The sequence below is a fragment of the Alteromonas sp. 4NH20-0056 genome (assembly GCF_057539655.1).
In genome coordinates this window covers 19,533-37,296 of the sequence record NZ_BAAJLS010000007.1, presented here as the reverse complement: position 1 = coordinate 37,296, position 17,764 = coordinate 19,533, and the positions used below count along the sequence as shown (strand labels likewise).

The window sequence follows — 17,764 nt, the reverse complement described above, 5'->3', positions numbered from 1 at the left end:
TATTTTCAGTTTGCTTCAATGGTCAATGTTGATGGGGCGCTTTCGAGATATCCTGGCCTATGAGCGATAGCTTCTATAGTGCCCAGCTTGATAGCCTGGTCTTTTCTATACATTTGCCATTTAGAGGAAGACGTATCGTCTTTTATGCGAAAAGAAATATAAGCGCCTGGTGTTTCGCTGGTTACTACTGCCTTACCGTTTTCGGTAGCGATGGTTGGTGCTTGGGTTTTAGGCTGTGTGGGTTCGCCGTTCCAAAGTGCATGGATGAGTTGTCGTTCTTTCATCAATGGGTTATCACCAATGTCAGATAACCAGTTTTGTAAAGCGGCCTCCATTTCCTTACGTTTATTTTGATAATTCTTAATGTAGGCAAGGTTTGATAGCTCATTAGGATCATTACAAACATTGAAAAGTTCGTGAGCATCTTTCGTTTCTCTAAACCATTGACCCTGTGCTTCATTGAGTTTGTTCGTCGCATCTAATTCAAGTAATTCTCGCATGGACGGTATTTTTTCTCTGTATGCGACAGGAAGATAATAAGGGGTATCAGGCCGGTAGTTACGGATATATTTATAACAGCGGCTCCTAACCGCTCGTATTGTGTCAGTAATACCGTCAAATCTATCCGCTGCAGCGTAAATGTACTTTCTTTCATTCGTCGTGTTAAAAAAGTTTTTACCTTGCATATATTCAGGTATCGGAATACCTGCCATGGCTAATGTTGTAGGCGCAAAATCGACAAAAGACACGAGGCGCTCCTCGATAGTTCCAGCTTTGTAGCCTTTAGGAAAGCGAATAATAAGAGGAACTTTTAGCCCGCTATCGTAGATGAGACGTTTTTGCCTGGGCATCGGCCCTCCATGGTCGGAGTAGAAAACAATAATGGTATTATCCATCAGCCCATCTTCTTCTAATGCTTCTATTATTGCGCCAATCTGCTTATCAGTTTCGGCTAAATTGTTGTAAACCTTCCATAGGTCGTGTTGCACTGTTGTTGTATCTGGTAAGTAAGGTGGGACAGGAAACTCAGTTGCTTTGTCTATGTGGATAGGCGTGGTTTCTTCATCGGTTTTAACTCGATGATCATTAGGCAGTTGTGATATTTGCTCAGCGTCGCTTGAAAAATAGTGTCTTTGCTCTAGCTTCCTAATTCCGTATGGTTCGAATAAGCCTGATTCATGTGTGGTAGTGAAGTTGAAGATAGAAAAGAACGGCATATCTGATGGCCGGTTACGCCAATGGGCGTAAATCCCATTTTCGTCCCATGCGGTTTTTGGGGCTTTGAATTGATAATCCGTTTTATAATTATTGGTGGTGTAGTAGCCAGCCTCTCTTAATAATTGGCTTAGCATCTTTGAGTGAAGAGGAGGAACTGCCTCGTACTTGGGCAGGCCAGTCTCCTTTGTGTTAGAATACGTTCTCATATTGTTGGCACCGAAACTGCTGGGATAGAGGCCAGTTGCTAGTGCTGCTCTGCTAGGTGCGCACACGCCGGAGGTTGAAAATGCGTTATTGTAAACAAGTCCCTCATTTGCCAAACGCGATATATTCGGCACCTTTATCGTATCGTCACCATACATAGGTAATAGTGGACTCATGTCTTCTATCACAAGCCACACTATGTTTGGCTGACTTGTATTTGCGCTAACTGAGTGGCTTAGTACGAAAAGTAAAGCCGTCACTGTATTGATAAACCTCAGCTTAATATTATGCACGTTCATCCCATCCTTTAGCTAATTTTGCTCACACCGCCCTCGCACTATCTATTATTGAAGACCATTCGCGACGTAAGTTAATAGTAATTTCGATATTAACATTGTTTTAATCACAAATGTAAATAATAAGTCAAAACCAATCTTTTGTGCTGTTATTTGAAATCTTAATGTTTCAATGGAATGCAAAAAATTGCAGTATTTTGTGTCTGTTTAGCAATTTCACTAAGGTGGCTATGCTGCAGGAAATAAGGTGGTTTTAGCTTATCTTTCTGCTTTTAAATGACTTTTAAAATAATTTTTTTAAATTTTCGATTTGAAATTTTAGCACGCCTTTGGATGAGTGAAAAAGATTGTAAATGACGGTTAATTTGTTTAAAGTCACCATAAATATTAACGACAAATTAACGTTTTGGGGCGAATCAGTGAGGCGATTAAAGACATTTCTACGTCGGTCAACTGTGGTGTGTGCTGTTGCTATCTGTGGTGCAACTTCTGCGCAAACGTTCGATAAAACCGATTGCTTTGAAGTAGAGGCAATAGACCGTGTTTGGTCTGGGCATCGAGTTGCTTTTGATTACGTGGGAAAAGGCGATAGGCAGATAGTGGCGTATTATGATGCCAGCAGACAAATGAGTGTCGCTTACAAGCCCTATCCTACCGGTAATTGGATATTCCAAAAGTTGGATAGTTATTTAGGCTGGGACAGTCACAATAGTGTTGTTATTGGCTTAGATGAAGAGGGTTTTATTCATATTGTCGGTAATTTGCACGTTAACCCTATTGTGTATTTCAAAAGCGAAAACCCATATGATGTTCGCAGCCTAAAGCGTGTCGACTTCATGGCGGATAAAGAAACAGAAAGTCGTATGACCTACCCAGAATTCTTTAACGATGCTGATGGCAAACTGTATTTCAAATATAGAAATGGTCGAAGCGGAAGCGGCAACGAAATTTACAATGCTTTTAATACCAAAAATGACGCTTGGAAGAGATTGCATGATACTCCATTAGTGGATGGTGAAGGGGAAAGGAATGGTTATTTTTGGGGTCCAGTTTTAGGCCCAGACGGATTCTTTCATCTTTCTTGGGTTTGGAGAGAAACGCCGGTAGCAGCCTCTAATCACGATATTTCTTATGCAAAGAGTAAAGACCTCGTCAATTGGCAGAAATCGGACGGTACTTCACTCACTCTCCCGATGAAGCTTAGTAATAGTGAAGCCGCGGTACCGTTGCCACAGTTCTCTGGAATTTTGAACGGGCACACTCCCATCGGTTTTGATCACAAGGCACGGCCGCTTATCTCATATCAAGCGTATGACGAAAACGGTGATAGCCAACTTTTCGTTGCAAGAAATGACAACGGGAAGTGGAAAAGTTATCAGATCTCTAATTGGAAAGATTCACGTCAAGAGTTGAATATGACGGGAGCCCTCCCGACTACTTTAACGGTTAAACAGCCTGCTAAGCTTCTTGAAAATGGCGACGTTCAGGTTTTCGCCGATTTAGACGGTACAGCTTACGCTTACACTCTTGAAGCTGATTCTCTTGATGTTAAGACCAAGACCACTGGCTCACAAATTCCACAAGCTTTGCGTGCGTTCGACAAATCGAACGAGATGCCCTTATACACAAAGGCGATGAAGCAACTTGTAACAGATGATAATTTCCCTACTGCAGGAAAGCGATTTTATCTTGCTTGGGAAGCGCTGCCGCCTAACCGTGACAAAGGAAGAACTTTTATACCTGAGCCGACAACATTAACGGCGCACTGTCTCAAGTAGTGCGCAGTCATCAAAATTTTACGATTTAATAATAACTTTAATTAGGAAATACCATGAACAAACTAAGGTTTAGTCTTATAAGCGTACTTGGTGCATTATTCACATCTCTTTCCTCCAGTGCAGCAGCACAGGATAAACCAAATATTCTCTTTATTCTTACTGATGACTTAGGCTTCAACCAAGTGGGCGCTTACGGTAATACACCAATTAAAACGCCAAATCTTGACGAGCTTGCATCAAATGGTATTCGCTTCGACCAAGCCTATGCAGGTAACACAGTGTGCTCTCCGTCCCGTGTTTCTCTTTTTACTGGAAGAGACGGTCGTTTGATGACGAATAATTCCAATACGGTGCAGTTAACGGAAATGGATATCACGTTAGCGCATGTACTAAAGCATGGTGGTTATGACACGGCGCTGTTTGGTAAATACTCTATTGGGTCGCAGATGGGCGTTACAGACCCTCTTGCTATGGGGTTTGATACTTGGTATGGCTTTTACTCAATTTTAGAAGGGCACCGTCAATATCCGCATATAGTATGGAGAGATGGTCAAAAAATTCGGGTACCTGAGAACGAAGGTGGTAAAAAGGGCGCCTATGCTCAAGAGTTATTCACTAAAGAAGCGATAGACTATATAAAGCAGCCACGGGAAAACCCATTTTTCATTATGCTTGCATACTCTTCGCCACACGCAGAGTTAGGTGTGCCTGAGAAATTTAGCGAGCAGTATACGTTCGATGAAACACCATACACGGGCATGAAAGACGGAAACCCAGCCGACAAGTACGCTTCATACTACCCTGAGCCCATTGACAAGCCCAACGCTACATTGGCAGGTATGGTATCTGCACTAGACCACTACATTGGTCAAATTGTAGAGCAGTTAGACGAAATGGGTGAACTTGATAACACACTCATCTTCTTTACCTCTGATAATGGTCCACATGATGAAGGCGGTGCCGATCCTGAATACTTAAAAGCCTCAGAGCCTTATCGCGGTATGAAGCGAGATTTATACGATGGCGGTATTCATGTACCTATGATTGTGCATTGGCCTGAGCGAATAGAGGCGGGGCGCACTGACGAAACACCGTGGTTATTTGCCGATGTTATGCCTACTGTGGCTGAACTTGCGGGCGTAAATTTAAACATGGTCCCCAGAGTTAAAACTAATGGTAAATCAATTGTAGGCCTCTTAAAGACAGACCCAAATGAAATGGGCGAACGCGTGCTTTATTGGGAGTTTTCGAAGCAGGTGGGTGACCCTAACTCAGGCGTAATTGGTGATACCTATCAGGCTGCTCGCAAAGGCGAGTGGAAAGCGGTTCGTTACGGTTACGATGCCCCACTTGAATTATTTAATATCGAAAAAGATCCTGCTGAACTACGTGATCTAGCCATGACAAATCCAGACATTGCTCGCGAATTTCTAGACTTGTTTGAAGAAAACAGAGATTAGTATTGAGCAAAGAGTAGGAATGACACGATGTTAAAAGGTAAATTTTTGAACACAAAAACGCAAATAGCACTCAGTGCTGCGCTGATGGGGAGCGTGCTAGCAGCAGGTTGTAATACTCAATCTGATAATGTAGAGGCTGTTGCAATAAAGGACACCCAATACGTAGAGTATTTTGCTGATAATGCGGTAGGCAACCCTTTAGCGATTGTTCAGCATCCGGCTGCATTACACCAAAACGGTATTACCTATGTGTCTTATCAAGGTCCAAAAGAAGACCCGTTTGTTGCCACTTACAACCATGACAGCAAGGAGTGGAAAGGCCCCTTCAAAGCAGGAACCAGCGAATTGGGACGCCGTGATGGTGGTAAGAAATTTGATAACCACGGCAAGCCTACCATGCTGATTGATAATGAAGGCTATGTTCATATTTTTTACGGTGGACACGGCGGTCATGCTTCAAATGGTAAAAACCCGTTGGGTAACACACATTTTGGTGCGAACAAACACGCGGTTTCCAAAAAGCCTTACGATATTACCGAATGGGAAGATTTAGATAACATCACTCCGTTTGGCACCTATAACCAGGTGGTTAAGATGGATAATGGCGATATTTACTTATTTTTCCGTCATGGAGCTCATCGCAGTGACTGGGTTTATCAGAAATCAGTAGACAACGGACGTACTTTTTCAGCCCCCGTTTCATTTCTCAAACATAAAAGACGAACCGATATTCAAGCTGTTGATAGCTGGTATGCATGGATAGGCAAAGGTGAGGGCGACAACCTGATCGTGTCCTACGACTACCACGTGTGCTGGGATGGTAAAGCGGGTATTAATGGACGAGGACACACTACAGAGCGACACGATGTCTACTTTATGAATTTTAATACCAAAACTAATGAGTGGAGCAATGTAGAAGGTGAACCTCTTTCACTTCCGGTTACCAAAGAAGTTGCTGATGAAAAAACACTAGCCATGAAAACTGGCGATCTATGGACCTTTAACGGCACCTCACATCTTGATAGCAAAGGCCACCCGCATATTGCAATCAATGCTGGCGTTGATAAAGGCGCGAAAACGGGTGGACCTAAGCAAACCAGACACATTTGGTGGGACGGTGAGCAATGGCTAGGTGGCAATAAGATTATCGAAGGTTACGAGGGAGTGTCTCGCGGCGACTTCACAGTTACAGAGCCTAATGATATTCGTTACCTCGTTACTTACGAGAAAGAAGGTGATGCCGTTCTGTCGTGGTGGAGTAGTACCAAAGATGGGAATTCGTTTTCAGAAGAGGCAACGGTACTCAAAAGAGCCAATGCGAGTTTCGCTATCACGACACTAATAGAGAACGGTCATGCTGACGCTCAAATGCTGGTGGCAGAAAAAGAAAGTGACGAGAATATCAAAGTGTACTTAGTTGGCGAAAATGGGCCAGTACCAAGAACGTTGAGCAGCCTGAAATCTATTAACGCGCCGGTTAAGTAAACTAGCTTCCTATATTCAACCCGGGAATTTACGCAACCCGTGACGATTAGTTGAGAACAAATATGAAATACACAAAATTGAAATTATCGACCATTGCATTAAGTTTAGCGTTAGGTCTCAGCGCTTGCTCTGGCGAGACGCCAGAGCAAAAGACTAATACTATAGATAGTAAACCTGCGAAAGCGATGGAAATGGAAAAAAGCAAGGAGATGCAGAAGCAGGGTATCCAGTCTACTGCAATGCGCATCGGTAAAAGCGCTGCGAATTGGCAAATAGCGCAACTTGGCAACTTGAATTACATTCCCGAATCCCATCGCGCAAAATCAGAGAATGCTAAATTTTGGATCCAGGCTTCTTTCTATATCGGCTTGACGCGCTGGATTGACGCGACTAACGATAAGCAATTAGCGTCGTTTGTTAAAGAAGTCGCTGAAGAAGAAGATTATGAATTGATTCTTGAGCGACCTTACCATGCAGATGATCATGCCATTGCACAAACCTATCTTTGGTTAGCGGAGCATGCTGACATTAAAGAGGCATACAAGCCAACAAAAGAAGTGTTCGATATGATTTTGAGCAAGCCACCACAGGTTGGTTTGAACATGGGAGATTCTGAATCGAGCACTGGTAAGTACCATCTAGAAGGAAACTGCCAGTTAAGATGGTGTTGGGCAGACGCCCTATTTATGGCACCAAGAGCGTGGGCGCAAATGACAAAAGTAACTGGCGACCCTAAATATCTAGAATATGGAGACAAAGAGTTTTGGGCCGCAGCAGATTACTTATTCTCTGATGAATACGGCCTATTCTTCAGGGACAGCCGTTATTTCGATGCAAAAAGCGACAATGGTGAACCCGTTTTTTGGGGAAGAGGTAACGGTTGGGTCTTTGCTGCTATACCCATGATTATCGAAGAACTACCAGAAGGGCATCCCTCTAGAGCGCGCTACATTGAGCTTTATAGAAAGCATGCTGAAGGGCTTATGGCGCTTCAAAAAGAGGATGGATATTGGCCCGCGTCGTTGATGGATCCTGATAAGGTTAAAACGCCGGAAGTTAGCGGTACAGGTTTTATTACCTTCGGGCTAGCGTGGGGAGTGAACAATGGCATCCTTAACGATCAGCGCTCTAAAGATATTGTAGAAAAAGGTTGGAGTGCAATCACACAAGCTGTCACTGATGATGGTCGAGTTCATTGGGTTCAGCACGTTGGAAAGAGCCCTGACCCAGTAAAAGAGTCTGATTCGCAATTATATGGCACTGGCGCTGTATTACTGGCTGCCTCAGAGATGCTTGAATGGAATAAATAGAAAGGTTCCAGCCGAAGCCTCTAGCTCGATTCACTTCAGCTAGGGGCTTTTTGATACAGTAATGCTCTTTCCATCCAGCTAACCGCTCTTCAAATAACTAACTGATTGAGGGGCCGAGCAATTACTCGTTATTTGTTAAATAGCCATATGTTAATTGAAGAGAAAATGGGAGTAGGGTTCAAAAATGCTAAAACGAGGCGAAAAAGTGAGACTATATTGGCGAACAATAGCGGTTTATATATGTGTTCAGTTGTTGCTGACAGGTTGTGTCGCAACGCCTACTGAAAAAACGTCAAGGGCAGAGCAAGAGCAAAACATGCCCCCTAATATACTATTAATACTCTCTGATGATCATGCGTGGAACGACTATAGCTTTATGGGTCACGATATTGTTCAAACTCCAAGTTTGGACCGGTTAGCGCAAAGCGGGGTAACCTTCACTAAAGGTTATGTTCCAACTTCACTTTGCCGTCCATCATTAGCAACTATTGCAACAGGTCTCTATGCCAGTCAGCATGGTATTACAGGCAATGATCCATCGCGAAAGCTGCCTGGTGGTAAAATGGGAGAAGAGTATCGTAAGCAGCGAGCAGAAATTATCGCTAAAATTGATACTGTTCAAACGTTGCCAGAACTGCTCAAAGAAAAAGGGTATGTGTCACTGCAAACGGGGAAATGGTGGGAAGGAAGCTTTCAGCGTGGTGGTTTTGATGAAGGGATGACGCAAGGCTTTCCAAATGAAGGTGGACGCCACGGCGACGAAGGCTTAAAAATTGGTCGTCAGGGTGTGGATACCATCACTGAATTTATCGATCGCACGCATGATGCAGAGAAGCCATTTTTTGTTTGGTATGCCCCTTTCATGCCTCACTCACCACATACGCCTCCTGAACGAATTCTGTCTAAGTATGAGAAATATGATCTGCCCGAGTCCATCGCTAAATACTATGCAATGGTTGAGTGGTTCGATGAAACTAACGGTCAGCTTTTTGATCACCTTGAAAAGCGAGGATTGAAAGATAACACCCTAATTGTTTACGTTTCAGATAATGGCTGGATAACCAATCCAAAGCAAACAGACAGATTTTTACCTAAATCTAAACAAAGCCCTAATGAAAGCGGGGTTCGCACGCCAATTATTTACTCATTGCCAACCCAGTTCAAATCAGAGTTCAGACAAGAAAGGGTAAGCAGTATTGATATAGTGCCTACTATCTTAGGTGCAGCAGGTGTTGATGTGCCTGAATCACTGCCCGGGCTCAACCTGTACGACAATTTAAGGGGTGGAAAGCAGATTGAAAGAGAGGCAATCTTTGGTGAGGGCTTTGCTCATGATATGGATGGCATAGACGATGTAGAATCGACGTTATTATACCGTTGGGTAATTAAAGACGATTGGAAGTTGATTGTAAGCTACGACGGCAAAAATGTAAGCTATCAGAAGTATCATGATGAATTGTTAGTTGGGCCTAGGCTTTATAATCTCGCTAACGATGAGAATGAGCAAGTAGACTTAGCTGAGCAGTATCCAAATAAAGTTGATATGTTAATGCGCGAAATAGAAAGCTGGTATCCGTTAAAGGAACGAAATGTTATAAATTAAAGATCTCAAAAGCTTGTGGGTGCTTACTCACAAGCTTTCCTCTTTTTCTATATCGATATCTTTTTGTAACCGGTAGATTGTGATGCTGTTTGCAATTATTACAGTCACTTCAAGTAACGTCCCACCGATAGAACCTAAAACAATATTGTTGGTAAGCCAGAAACACGCACCGCAAATAAATAGTTTCCTCATTCGTATACCAGACGCATAAAAAATAGCATAAGTGCCAAAGCAAGCGCCTAAAATAGGGCAGAGGTCGATAAATTGGTGAACGTTTAAGGATCCCCAGACGATGTTAATCGCGATAAATAAAGTGCCAATATATTTGTGATTGGTTTTTATTGAGATGATAGTTCGGAAAAAGTTTAATAAATTAGCAATGGTTCCGGTTACTGGGCCCAAAAAGAAAAAGTGCGCAGTTTGGAAGCAGAACATGACTATTAAACTAAGCTTTAGTTTGATGTCGCTTTTGTGGGTAAAAGAATAAATGGCTACTAAGAAGGCTAGCAGCCCAAAAATCTGGCCAAGGACTTCATAAGGCATAATAGTGTTTTACCGACTAAAAGCTAAAAGTTGGGCTCGTGACTCTACAATCACGAGCCGGTAGGTATTGCGACTTAATCGCCAAACTCACGAATTAAGCTATTTATCGTTTCTTTTGCGTCCCCTAAGATCATTCGGGTGTTATCTTTAAAAAATAGCGGGTTGTCTACACCGGCAAAGCCTGCATTTGCAGAGCGCTTCAAAACAAAAACTGTTTTGGCCCGATACGCTTCAATAACAGGCATGCCATAGATAGGGCTACCTTTCATCTCTTTAGCCGCAGGGTTGACGACATCATTTGCACCAATGACAATAACAACGTCGTAATTTTCCATGCGAGGATTTACATCATCCATTTCATAAAGCTGATCGTACGGGACATCGGCTTCTGCAAGTAACACGTTCATATGGCCTGGCATGCGCCCAGCTACTGCGTGAATGGCGTAATCTACAGTACAACCATTGCTCTCTAGCAAGGTATGCAGTTCCCGCACGGCATGCTGAGCTTGAGCAACTGCCATACCATAACCAGGCACAACCAACACTGCCTGAGCTGCTTCCAGCACATAAAATGCATCTTGAGGTGACAGTACTTTAATTTCGCCTGTAATCACCTCGCCTTGTTCAATAGGTTTGGAAAAGCCGGACAGTAAAACATTCATCAGCGAGCGGTTCATCGCTTTACACATGATATTAGTCAATATTAAACCAGAGGCACCTACTAAAAGACCTGTAACTATCAATATGGTATTGCCAACAGCAAGGCCGGCGGCAGTAGCTGCGATACCGGAATAGCTATTGAGTAGTGCAATAACAACGGGCATATCAGCACCACCTATTGATATTGTAGCCCAGAGTCCAAAGCTCAATCCGAGTGCGATGATAACGTAAATCCATAAGGTGTTAGCAGGATCTGTGACAAACATATATCCGACTACGGCCATGGCAACTAAATGCAATATGCTTAACTCTCTAAGACCGCTGAAAATGAGCGCTTTTGATGATAACTTTCCAGAAAGCTTGCCCCAAGCTATGACAGAGCCAGAGAACGTTACACCGCCGATGAGCAGCGTTAGTAGCACCGTAATGAAAACGAAGCTGCTTGCGTTAACAAGTATTTGTTGAGACATACTGCTAATTGTTGCCCATCCGAGTAGCATTGAGGCTGCGCCGCCAAAGCCGTTGAACAAAGATACCATCTCAGGCATTTGCGTCATCTGTACACTTTTGGCTTTCCATGCACCATATAAGCCGCCAACAAGTACACCCAGTACAATGAAGTGGTAGCTTATAATCTGTTGATCTAACAAGGTGACAACAACTGCGACGAACATACCTACTGCTGATACAAGGTTGCCTCTGCGAGCAGTAGATGGATGACTTAATAGTTTTAATCCGAAGATGAATAGCCCAGCAGCCACTACGTAGGCAAAGTTTATTAATATTTCTAAATTCATGTCTGCCACTCTCTTAGCTATTTTCTTTTTTCTTGAACATGCCAAGCATGCGATCAGTTACTAGATAGCCACCAATAACATTGATGCTAGCTAAGGCAACAGCAGTTGTGCCTAAGATGGTTGTCAAAAGGCTACTGTCTGAACCAGATGCAACTAGCGCTCCTACTAGGGTAATTCCTGAAATCGCGTTAGACCCTGACATTAAGGGCGTGTGAAGTGTAGCCGGTACTTTTCGAATGAGTTCAAAGCCAAGAAAAGCAGCAAGTAAAACAATAAATAGTAAGTAGATAATTTCCATAATTACGCGCTCTCGTATGCTTTGATTAGTGTTTCATTTGTTATTTTTCCGTCATGAGTGATGACAGATGAAGCAAGAATTTCATCATCGAATGACAGTTCAAAATGAGGAGGCTCGCCACTAATGAATTCGTCCAGAAGGTTAAATATATTGTTGGCATACATGTCTGTTGCCGCTCTGGAGACTTCTTCACTCCAATTCCCAGAGCCAATGACTGTAACTTGCTCTATAACTGAAATCTCGCCAGGCTCCGACCCTTCTACATTACCACCCGAAAGCGCTGCCATATCGACTACAACGCTTCCTGGCTTCATTAATGACAGTGTTTCTTTACTAATCAAAACAGGAGGTTTACGTCCAAACAGTTGGGCTGTTGTTATTACGATATCCGAAGTGGCGATAGCCTCTTTTTGCGCTTCCGCCAGAGTACTTTTTTGCTCATCAGTAAGCGCTTTAGCGTAACCGTCTTTTGTTTGGCCTGTCTCTCCAATATCTACCTTTAAAAACTTACCGCCTAAAGACTCTACTTGCTCTGCAACGACGGGACGGGTGTCGTAAGCGAGCACGTTTGCCCCCAATCTTTTTGCAGTTGCAATAGCTTGCAAACCAGCAACACCTGCACCTATCACAAAAACCTTAGCTGGTTTAATAGTGCCAGAAGGTGTCATCATCATTGGTAATATTGATGGGAGGTGATTGGCTGCCTTCATTACCATAACGTAGCCAGCAAGGCTCGCTTGCGAACTCAACGCATCCATTTTTTGTGCTCTAGAGCTACGCGGTATCATTTCAACAGAAAGCGCTGTCAAATTTGACGCAGCTAATTTGTTAATCATTGATGGCTGAAAAAATGGATCTAAATGACCAATTACGATTGTGTTGGCCGATAACATTGAAATGGTTTTTTCGTCAGGACTGTTGACACAGGCTAGCACGTCTACTTCGCCAACTATCTCGTCTGGATGTGCAATTACGGTTGCGCCCGCAGCTTCATATTCGCTATCGGTATAATGTGAGAGTAGGCCTGCATTGCTCTCCACGTAAATAGTGATGCCTTTACGAGAGAACTTTGACACAGTAGCAGGCGTTGCGGCGCATCGCCGCTCAATATGCCCGAGCATTGATGAGTGCTTAGCTTCGTTTAAAATTAGGATTTTCAATTATATCTCCTTTCCTAAAACATAGAGGAGAATGAGAAATCTCATTCAGTATACTTTTCTGTCGTTTACTGATGCGTTTAAACGAAACTCTACCGTGCGCAAAAACTAGGCGCTTACGCTACGGCGCCTTTATTATTAGTTGAGTGGCACCGTATTAGTTGAGTTTCTTACTGAGATTTAGTCTAAATGAAATACGCGTTTAAGATCTGTTACTACTGGAGAGTTGTCATCATGGGTTTCCATTATATCAGCCATAAACGCCCACCATTTTTTTACGACTTGCTTGGCAGGTAAATCATCCATTGAATGTTTTTCTTCGCGCTTGAGCACTGCAAAAAGTTTATTCGAGCTCTCTTCATAAAAAATGCTGTAGTCTGAAACACCCGCTTCCTTTAATTCCTCGACAAGCTCTGGCCATATTTCGTCATGCCTTTTCTTGTATTCTTGCTCGAGCCCCGGCCTTAGTGTCATTACAAATGCGATCTTTTCCATCTTTTATCCCCCAAATTTACTGAGGTATTCTTGCCACTGCGCCGAGGTTGTTATCTCGTTAGCACCTGACCACCCATAGCCTGCATAATAGTTAAGTGAGCCATCAGAGGATGATTGCGTAACTAGCCATATATGACTGTTATCTTTTATTTCAGATGGTGTATGAATAATTTTTTGTACTTTACTGGGGTCTATAAGTGCGCCGGTACCTAGGCCCTGTCCGTCTATCATTTCCCATGCTGCAACCCATCCATCTTTCTCACTTTGAAATACCTTCGCATTTTCGTCATGTGTCGCTACTCCAATAGCAATTGGAATAGATGCAGGCTCACCGTTTAGCGAAAATATCGACTGTACTTCATACATTCTTGAACCGAGAGCTAATGAAACGGTTTTCTCTTCATCCACTTGCCCTAATGGCGTTTCAAACTTGTAGTGCAGAGTAAAACGTACCTCGTCGGTATTGTTTTCGTGAATTTCATATTGAGTGAAGTTGTGGGCATAGTATGGCGTTTCATTGATCCATACGGCAGACCCGCCTACACCCCGGCTAATGCCAGTGTGGTATGGGTCGTATCCCTCACCGCGATCTTCGTGGTATGACTTGCCTGCAAAATGCATGGCATACCATTTATCAATGATTGAGTAATCGACTTTCTTAAGCCATGCATCAACACCGCTGGCGTGACCCGCGAGTGGAGCTGCCGGTCCGTATACTCTAAATGCAACCTTATCATTCTCCCAGGCAAAGTCGTCACGCCTTTCAGGGACAAACTTTGCGTAGGCTTTAACTTCTTTCGGTGCAGCGCTAGGGTCTAGTACTTTATCCACAGAAGTGTCAGACGAACAGCCAATGGTTGATAACCCCATTAACATAGATAGTGCTACATACACGTGCTTTCGATTAAACATTAACATCTCCTGAAGAACGCAGCCCTCTTTCACCGTGAGCTGGGTCTTAATTGAAGCGCTATATTACCCTAAAAAGCTTAAAGTTAAGCGCCTTGATTGTTTGTGACTGATTTTGCACTAATAAGAGTGATATTGCAACGCGGATAGTTTCTGAATATTTACTTTTTACCCCTGTTTCTCTGCATAAGCGAGAGAATATGAGTGATGAGGCAGGTTATAACAATGTAAATTAATGACCCCTTATATTTACGTTTCGTTAACAATTTTGTTGATAGTGATTGTTTTGTGATCTATTGTGGATTTGTTTGATTGACAATGACTGTTAAAGGGAGAGTATGGATGTTGAAAGTGACTGCGAAAAAATTGCAAATAGCAGTGGCAGTGTCTTCTGCAATCGGTTGCTTAACAAGCAACGCTTACGCACAAGATGCCGGTTCAGGCGCAGATAGTCAGAAAGAGACAGAGGTTATCGAAGTAAGAGGGATAAGGAGTGCGTTAGCAAGTGCACTTGCTGAAAAGCGTTCTGCAGATAGTATAAAAGAGGTTATTCAAGCAGAAGACATAGGCAAGCTTCCTGATCAAAACCTAGCTGAAGTTTTAGAGAACATAACTGGTGTCCAGATTGACCGCACTGCTGGTGTTGGTACTGGCGTTCAAATTAGAGGTACCAGTGCTAATCGAGTTGAAATAAATGGCGTTTCGACAGTGGGAAGCGGTAATGGCCGTTCGGGTATTGGTTTTGATGACTTGCCAGCAGCTCTTATTTCATCATTAGAAGTTATCAAGGTTCCTTCAGCTGAAACGATAGAAGGTTCGGTAGGTGGAACAATAAACCTGAGAACGCTACGTGGGTTAAGCCTTAAAGAGCGCTTAATATCTGTGCGAGCCCAAGCAGAAAACAGCGATTTAGCAGATGCAACATCACCGCGAGTTTCGGGGACATTTGGTGATAGTTATGATACCGATTATGGCCGTGTTGGTATTGTATTGACGGGAAGTTATGCTGAGCAGCAGGTAGCTTCTTTCGATCCACGTTTTGATAGAGATAGGGAGGTGTTACCCGATTCTGGCAGTGGCAGCGCAGAAGCATTTCCGTTTTTGCGGACACAGTTTTTAGACCAAGTCATTTCTCGCTATGAATATGAAACGAAAAATTTTACGGGTTCAATAGAGTTTGAGCCTGTGGACGACCTCAAATTTTATTTCGATGCTACGCTTAATAGGCAAGAACGCGCTCAGAAGAGCTCGCGAGCATTTATCTCAGGGACAGGCGGTGCAGCCGTAGTGGATAACACAAACAATACTGCATTTGAGACAATTAACCTAGGAACCATTGATGGACCTAACGGACCGTTAAATTTAGGTGAAGTACAGGCGGTACTTTCCGGAACGTTAGGTGTAGGCGTCGATAGTAATAATAACAATATTGATCCCAACTTGAGAACGAGCGTTAATACCGGCTCTCGCTTTACAGACAGCGACGTTTTCGCAACCGGTTTTACGTGGCTTCGCGACAGGCTTAAGCTTTCCTCTGAAGTTTCTTACTCAAGCTCAGATTCATTCTTTCCCCGTTTAAATACAACACTAGACTTCATAAATCCCAATGGGCCGCAGCCCGCAGAAGGGCTTAGCATAGACAATGGTGTACCGGTGGAGTTCGATGCTTCGGATAGAACGTTACAGTTCGGTATTGCTCAAAATACTGAATTTGGGCCGTCAAATGAGGATCTTTTAAATCCAGCAAACTATGCGTTAAGAGGCGTTGGTGTTGGGCGTAATACACAAGAAAACGCCGAAACTGCGTTCAGGATTGACGCCGATTATGATGTGTCTGACCTTAATCCGTACTTTTCAGGAATTAAAGCGGGTTATCGCTGGAATAAAAATACTGCGCTAAGCAATGACATCAATACTGCGTCTAACTTTTCTAATCCAAATACGACCTTTTACCGGCCAACTGCCGATTTATTTTCGAGTATTGTTGGTGCAGGACCATCTAACTTTAACGATGCAGACGGTCGAAGACTTTATATTCAAAACTATTTAACCATTGATGGCGACCTTTCTTTCTCCGATCCTAGCGCGGTAATCAATGCGCTTAATCAAGCAATTGAAGAAAATAATGCGCTCCAAATTGCAAACGGAAATATCACTGAAGGCTACCCATTGCTGTCTGAGCCCGAACTGCAGTTAGATTCATTTTTCGATATTGAAGAAGAAACTAGCGCACTATATTTGCAGGGCGACTACTTCTTTTATATCAACGATATTACTTTTCGCGGAAATGTAGGCTTAAGATACATAGACACTGAAGTGACTTCAGTAGGCAATAACATTGAGAACGGCCAAGTGACAGGGTTACGTGAGGAAACGTCTTCCTATGACTATTTCCTACCGAGGTTCAATATAGTCTCTGAAGTGATTGATGATGTCGTAATACGCGCGGGTGTAGCGAAAGATATTCGTAGACCAAATTTTGATAATCTTTCCACGTCAATTAACTTTCCTGGTGGGGCTGGCGCAGCGGTAAGAGTAGGTAACCCGTCGTTAACTCCTGAGGAAGTAATATCCTATGATTTATCTGCAGAATATTATTTTGCAGAGTCTAGCTTCGTAAGCGTGGGTCTTTTTCACAAAGAGCGAACCGATATCTTTGCCGCAGTTCGAGATAATCCGGAAGAGCCAATTGGCGATAACGGGCAAATTGAACGCGATATTACGGCGCCATGTGAAGGCGGCGGTATTTATAACCCAACCGTCACCGATCGAAATGTGTGGTCATCAGTTCCTGGAACGGGAATATGTGTACCGCTTCAAACCACAATTAATCTACCTAATGAGGAAACTCAAACAGGTATTGAATTTACGTTTCAGCACGACTTATCGGCCTATGAAAAAGATCTTGGTTGGGCATCAGGTTTTGGGGTAATAGCTAATTATACCTATCAAGAGTCGGGTGCAGGTATTGAGACTTTCCGTCCTGCTACTGGAGACGCTAACGCACTGAATAAACTCTTGGGGAGGACTGATACTAATCAGTCTACGGCAACCTTAGCCGATGATATCGTGGAAGAGCGTATTGAATTAGAAGATTTGTCGCAAAATGCTTATAACATTACATTGTTTTACGATAAATACGATTTAAGCGTTCGCGCTCGCTATACATGGCGTTCAGCGTTTAAAACGGGAGAGCTAATAAGCTTTGATATGCCGCGTATCGTTGACGATAGGGCACAGCTTAACATGAGTGTTAGCTATGACATCAATGACACATTTACAGTGGGTTTAGACGGTATCAACCTGTTACGCGAAGACCGAACTGAGTGGTGTGTTAACGAAGGTGCGCTTCTATGTGCACAAGGCCTCACAGATAGACGTATAGTTTTAGGGGTAACAGCTAACCTTTAGTCCGTGCAATTACAGCGTTGTACATTTTAGTTTGTAATACTGCCTCTTACTGCTTTGTAAGGGGCGTTTTTTATTTATCTGAAACATTGTTCCCAATGAGGTCGTTTTTGAATAACGAGAATTCAACCCTTTCATCACAC

The 17,764-nt window shown here is 43.1% G+C and carries 13 protein-coding genes; 6 read left to right on the top strand and 7 right to left on the bottom strand.

The features are described from left to right. Positions 1–5 precede the first annotated feature (5 nt). The gene (locus AC27EZ_RS13185) at positions 6–1,721 is read right to left on the bottom strand and encodes a sulfatase family protein (protein ID WP_487135756.1); all 1,716 of its coding nucleotides are present in this window, start codon (positions 1,719–1,721) and stop codon (positions 6–8) included. Positions 1,722–2,071: 350 nt separating this feature from the next. Here AC27EZ_RS13185 and AC27EZ_RS13180 point away from each other — a divergent pair, with 350 nt between their 5' ends. The 5 genes from AC27EZ_RS13180 to AC27EZ_RS13160 all read left to right on the top strand — a co-directional run bounded on the left by AC27EZ_RS13180 (position 2,072) and on the right by AC27EZ_RS13160 (position 9,354). Next, positions 2,072–3,496: a BNR repeat-containing protein gene (locus AC27EZ_RS13180; RefSeq protein WP_487135755.1), complete on the top strand. Its 1,425-nt coding sequence runs from the start codon at positions 2,072–2,074 to the stop codon at positions 3,494–3,496. A gap of 53 nt (positions 3,497–3,549) precedes the next feature. Next, positions 3,550–4,956: a sulfatase-like hydrolase/transferase gene (locus AC27EZ_RS13175; RefSeq protein WP_487135754.1), complete on the top strand. Its 1,407-nt coding sequence runs from the start codon at positions 3,550–3,552 to the stop codon at positions 4,954–4,956. Positions 4,957–5,001: 45 nt separating this feature from the next. Beyond that, positions 5,002–6,441: a BNR-4 repeat-containing protein gene (locus AC27EZ_RS13170; RefSeq protein ID WP_487135753.1), complete on the top strand. Its 1,440-nt coding sequence runs from the start codon at positions 5,002–5,004 to the stop codon at positions 6,439–6,441. A 62-nt stretch (positions 6,442–6,503) separates the two neighbouring features. Continuing rightward, positions 6,504–7,751, top strand: coding sequence for a glycoside hydrolase family 88/105 protein (locus AC27EZ_RS13165; protein ID WP_487135752.1), 1,248 nt, complete (start codon positions 6,504–6,506; stop codon positions 7,749–7,751). 316 nt (positions 7,752–8,067) lie between these two features. Next, positions 8,068–9,354 (top strand): sulfatase family protein, encoded by a 1,287-nt coding sequence (locus tag AC27EZ_RS13160; protein ID WP_487135751.1) that lies wholly within the window; start codon positions 8,068–8,070, stop codon positions 9,352–9,354. Positions 9,355–9,381: 27 nt separating this feature from the next. On the opposite strand, the gene AC27EZ_RS13155 is transcribed toward AC27EZ_RS13160, so the two are convergent. The 6 genes from AC27EZ_RS13155 to AC27EZ_RS13130 all read right to left on the bottom strand — a co-directional run bounded on the left by AC27EZ_RS13155 (position 9,382) and on the right by AC27EZ_RS13130 (position 14,216). Continuing rightward, positions 9,382–9,897, bottom strand: coding sequence for a YgjV family protein (locus AC27EZ_RS13155; RefSeq protein ID WP_487135750.1), 516 nt, complete (start codon positions 9,895–9,897; stop codon positions 9,382–9,384). A gap of 74 nt (positions 9,898–9,971) precedes the next feature. Then, on the bottom strand, positions 9,972–11,354 hold the full coding sequence (locus AC27EZ_RS13150; protein ID WP_487135749.1) for an NAD(P)(+) transhydrogenase (Re/Si-specific) subunit beta: 1,383 nt from the start codon (positions 11,352–11,354) through the stop codon (positions 9,972–9,974). Positions 11,355–11,367: 13 nt separating this feature from the next. After that, the gene (locus AC27EZ_RS13145; RefSeq protein ID WP_269520672.1) at positions 11,368–11,652 is read right to left on the bottom strand and encodes an NAD(P) transhydrogenase subunit alpha part 2; all 285 of its coding nucleotides are present in this window, start codon (positions 11,650–11,652) and stop codon (positions 11,368–11,370) included. A gap of 2 nt (positions 11,653–11,654) precedes the next feature. Beyond that, positions 11,655–12,812: an NAD(P) transhydrogenase subunit alpha gene (locus AC27EZ_RS13140; protein ID WP_487135748.1), complete on the bottom strand. Its 1,158-nt coding sequence runs from the start codon at positions 12,810–12,812 to the stop codon at positions 11,655–11,657. A 177-nt stretch (positions 12,813–12,989) separates the two neighbouring features. Then, positions 12,990–13,304, bottom strand: coding sequence for an L-rhamnose mutarotase (gene rhaM, locus AC27EZ_RS13135; protein ID WP_487135747.1), 315 nt, complete (start codon positions 13,302–13,304; stop codon positions 12,990–12,992). Between the two features lie 3 nt (positions 13,305–13,307). Continuing rightward, entirely contained in the window at positions 13,308–14,216 is a 909-nt protein-coding gene (locus AC27EZ_RS13130; protein ID WP_487135746.1) for a DUF4861 family protein, read from the bottom strand. Between the two features lie 339 nt (positions 14,217–14,555). Here AC27EZ_RS13130 and AC27EZ_RS13125 point away from each other — a divergent pair, with 339 nt between their 5' ends. Continuing rightward, complete coding sequence (locus AC27EZ_RS13125) at positions 14,556–17,624, top strand: TonB-dependent receptor (protein WP_487135745.1); 3,069 nt, start codon at positions 14,556–14,558, stop codon at positions 17,622–17,624. Positions 17,625–17,764: the final 140 nt, after the last annotated feature.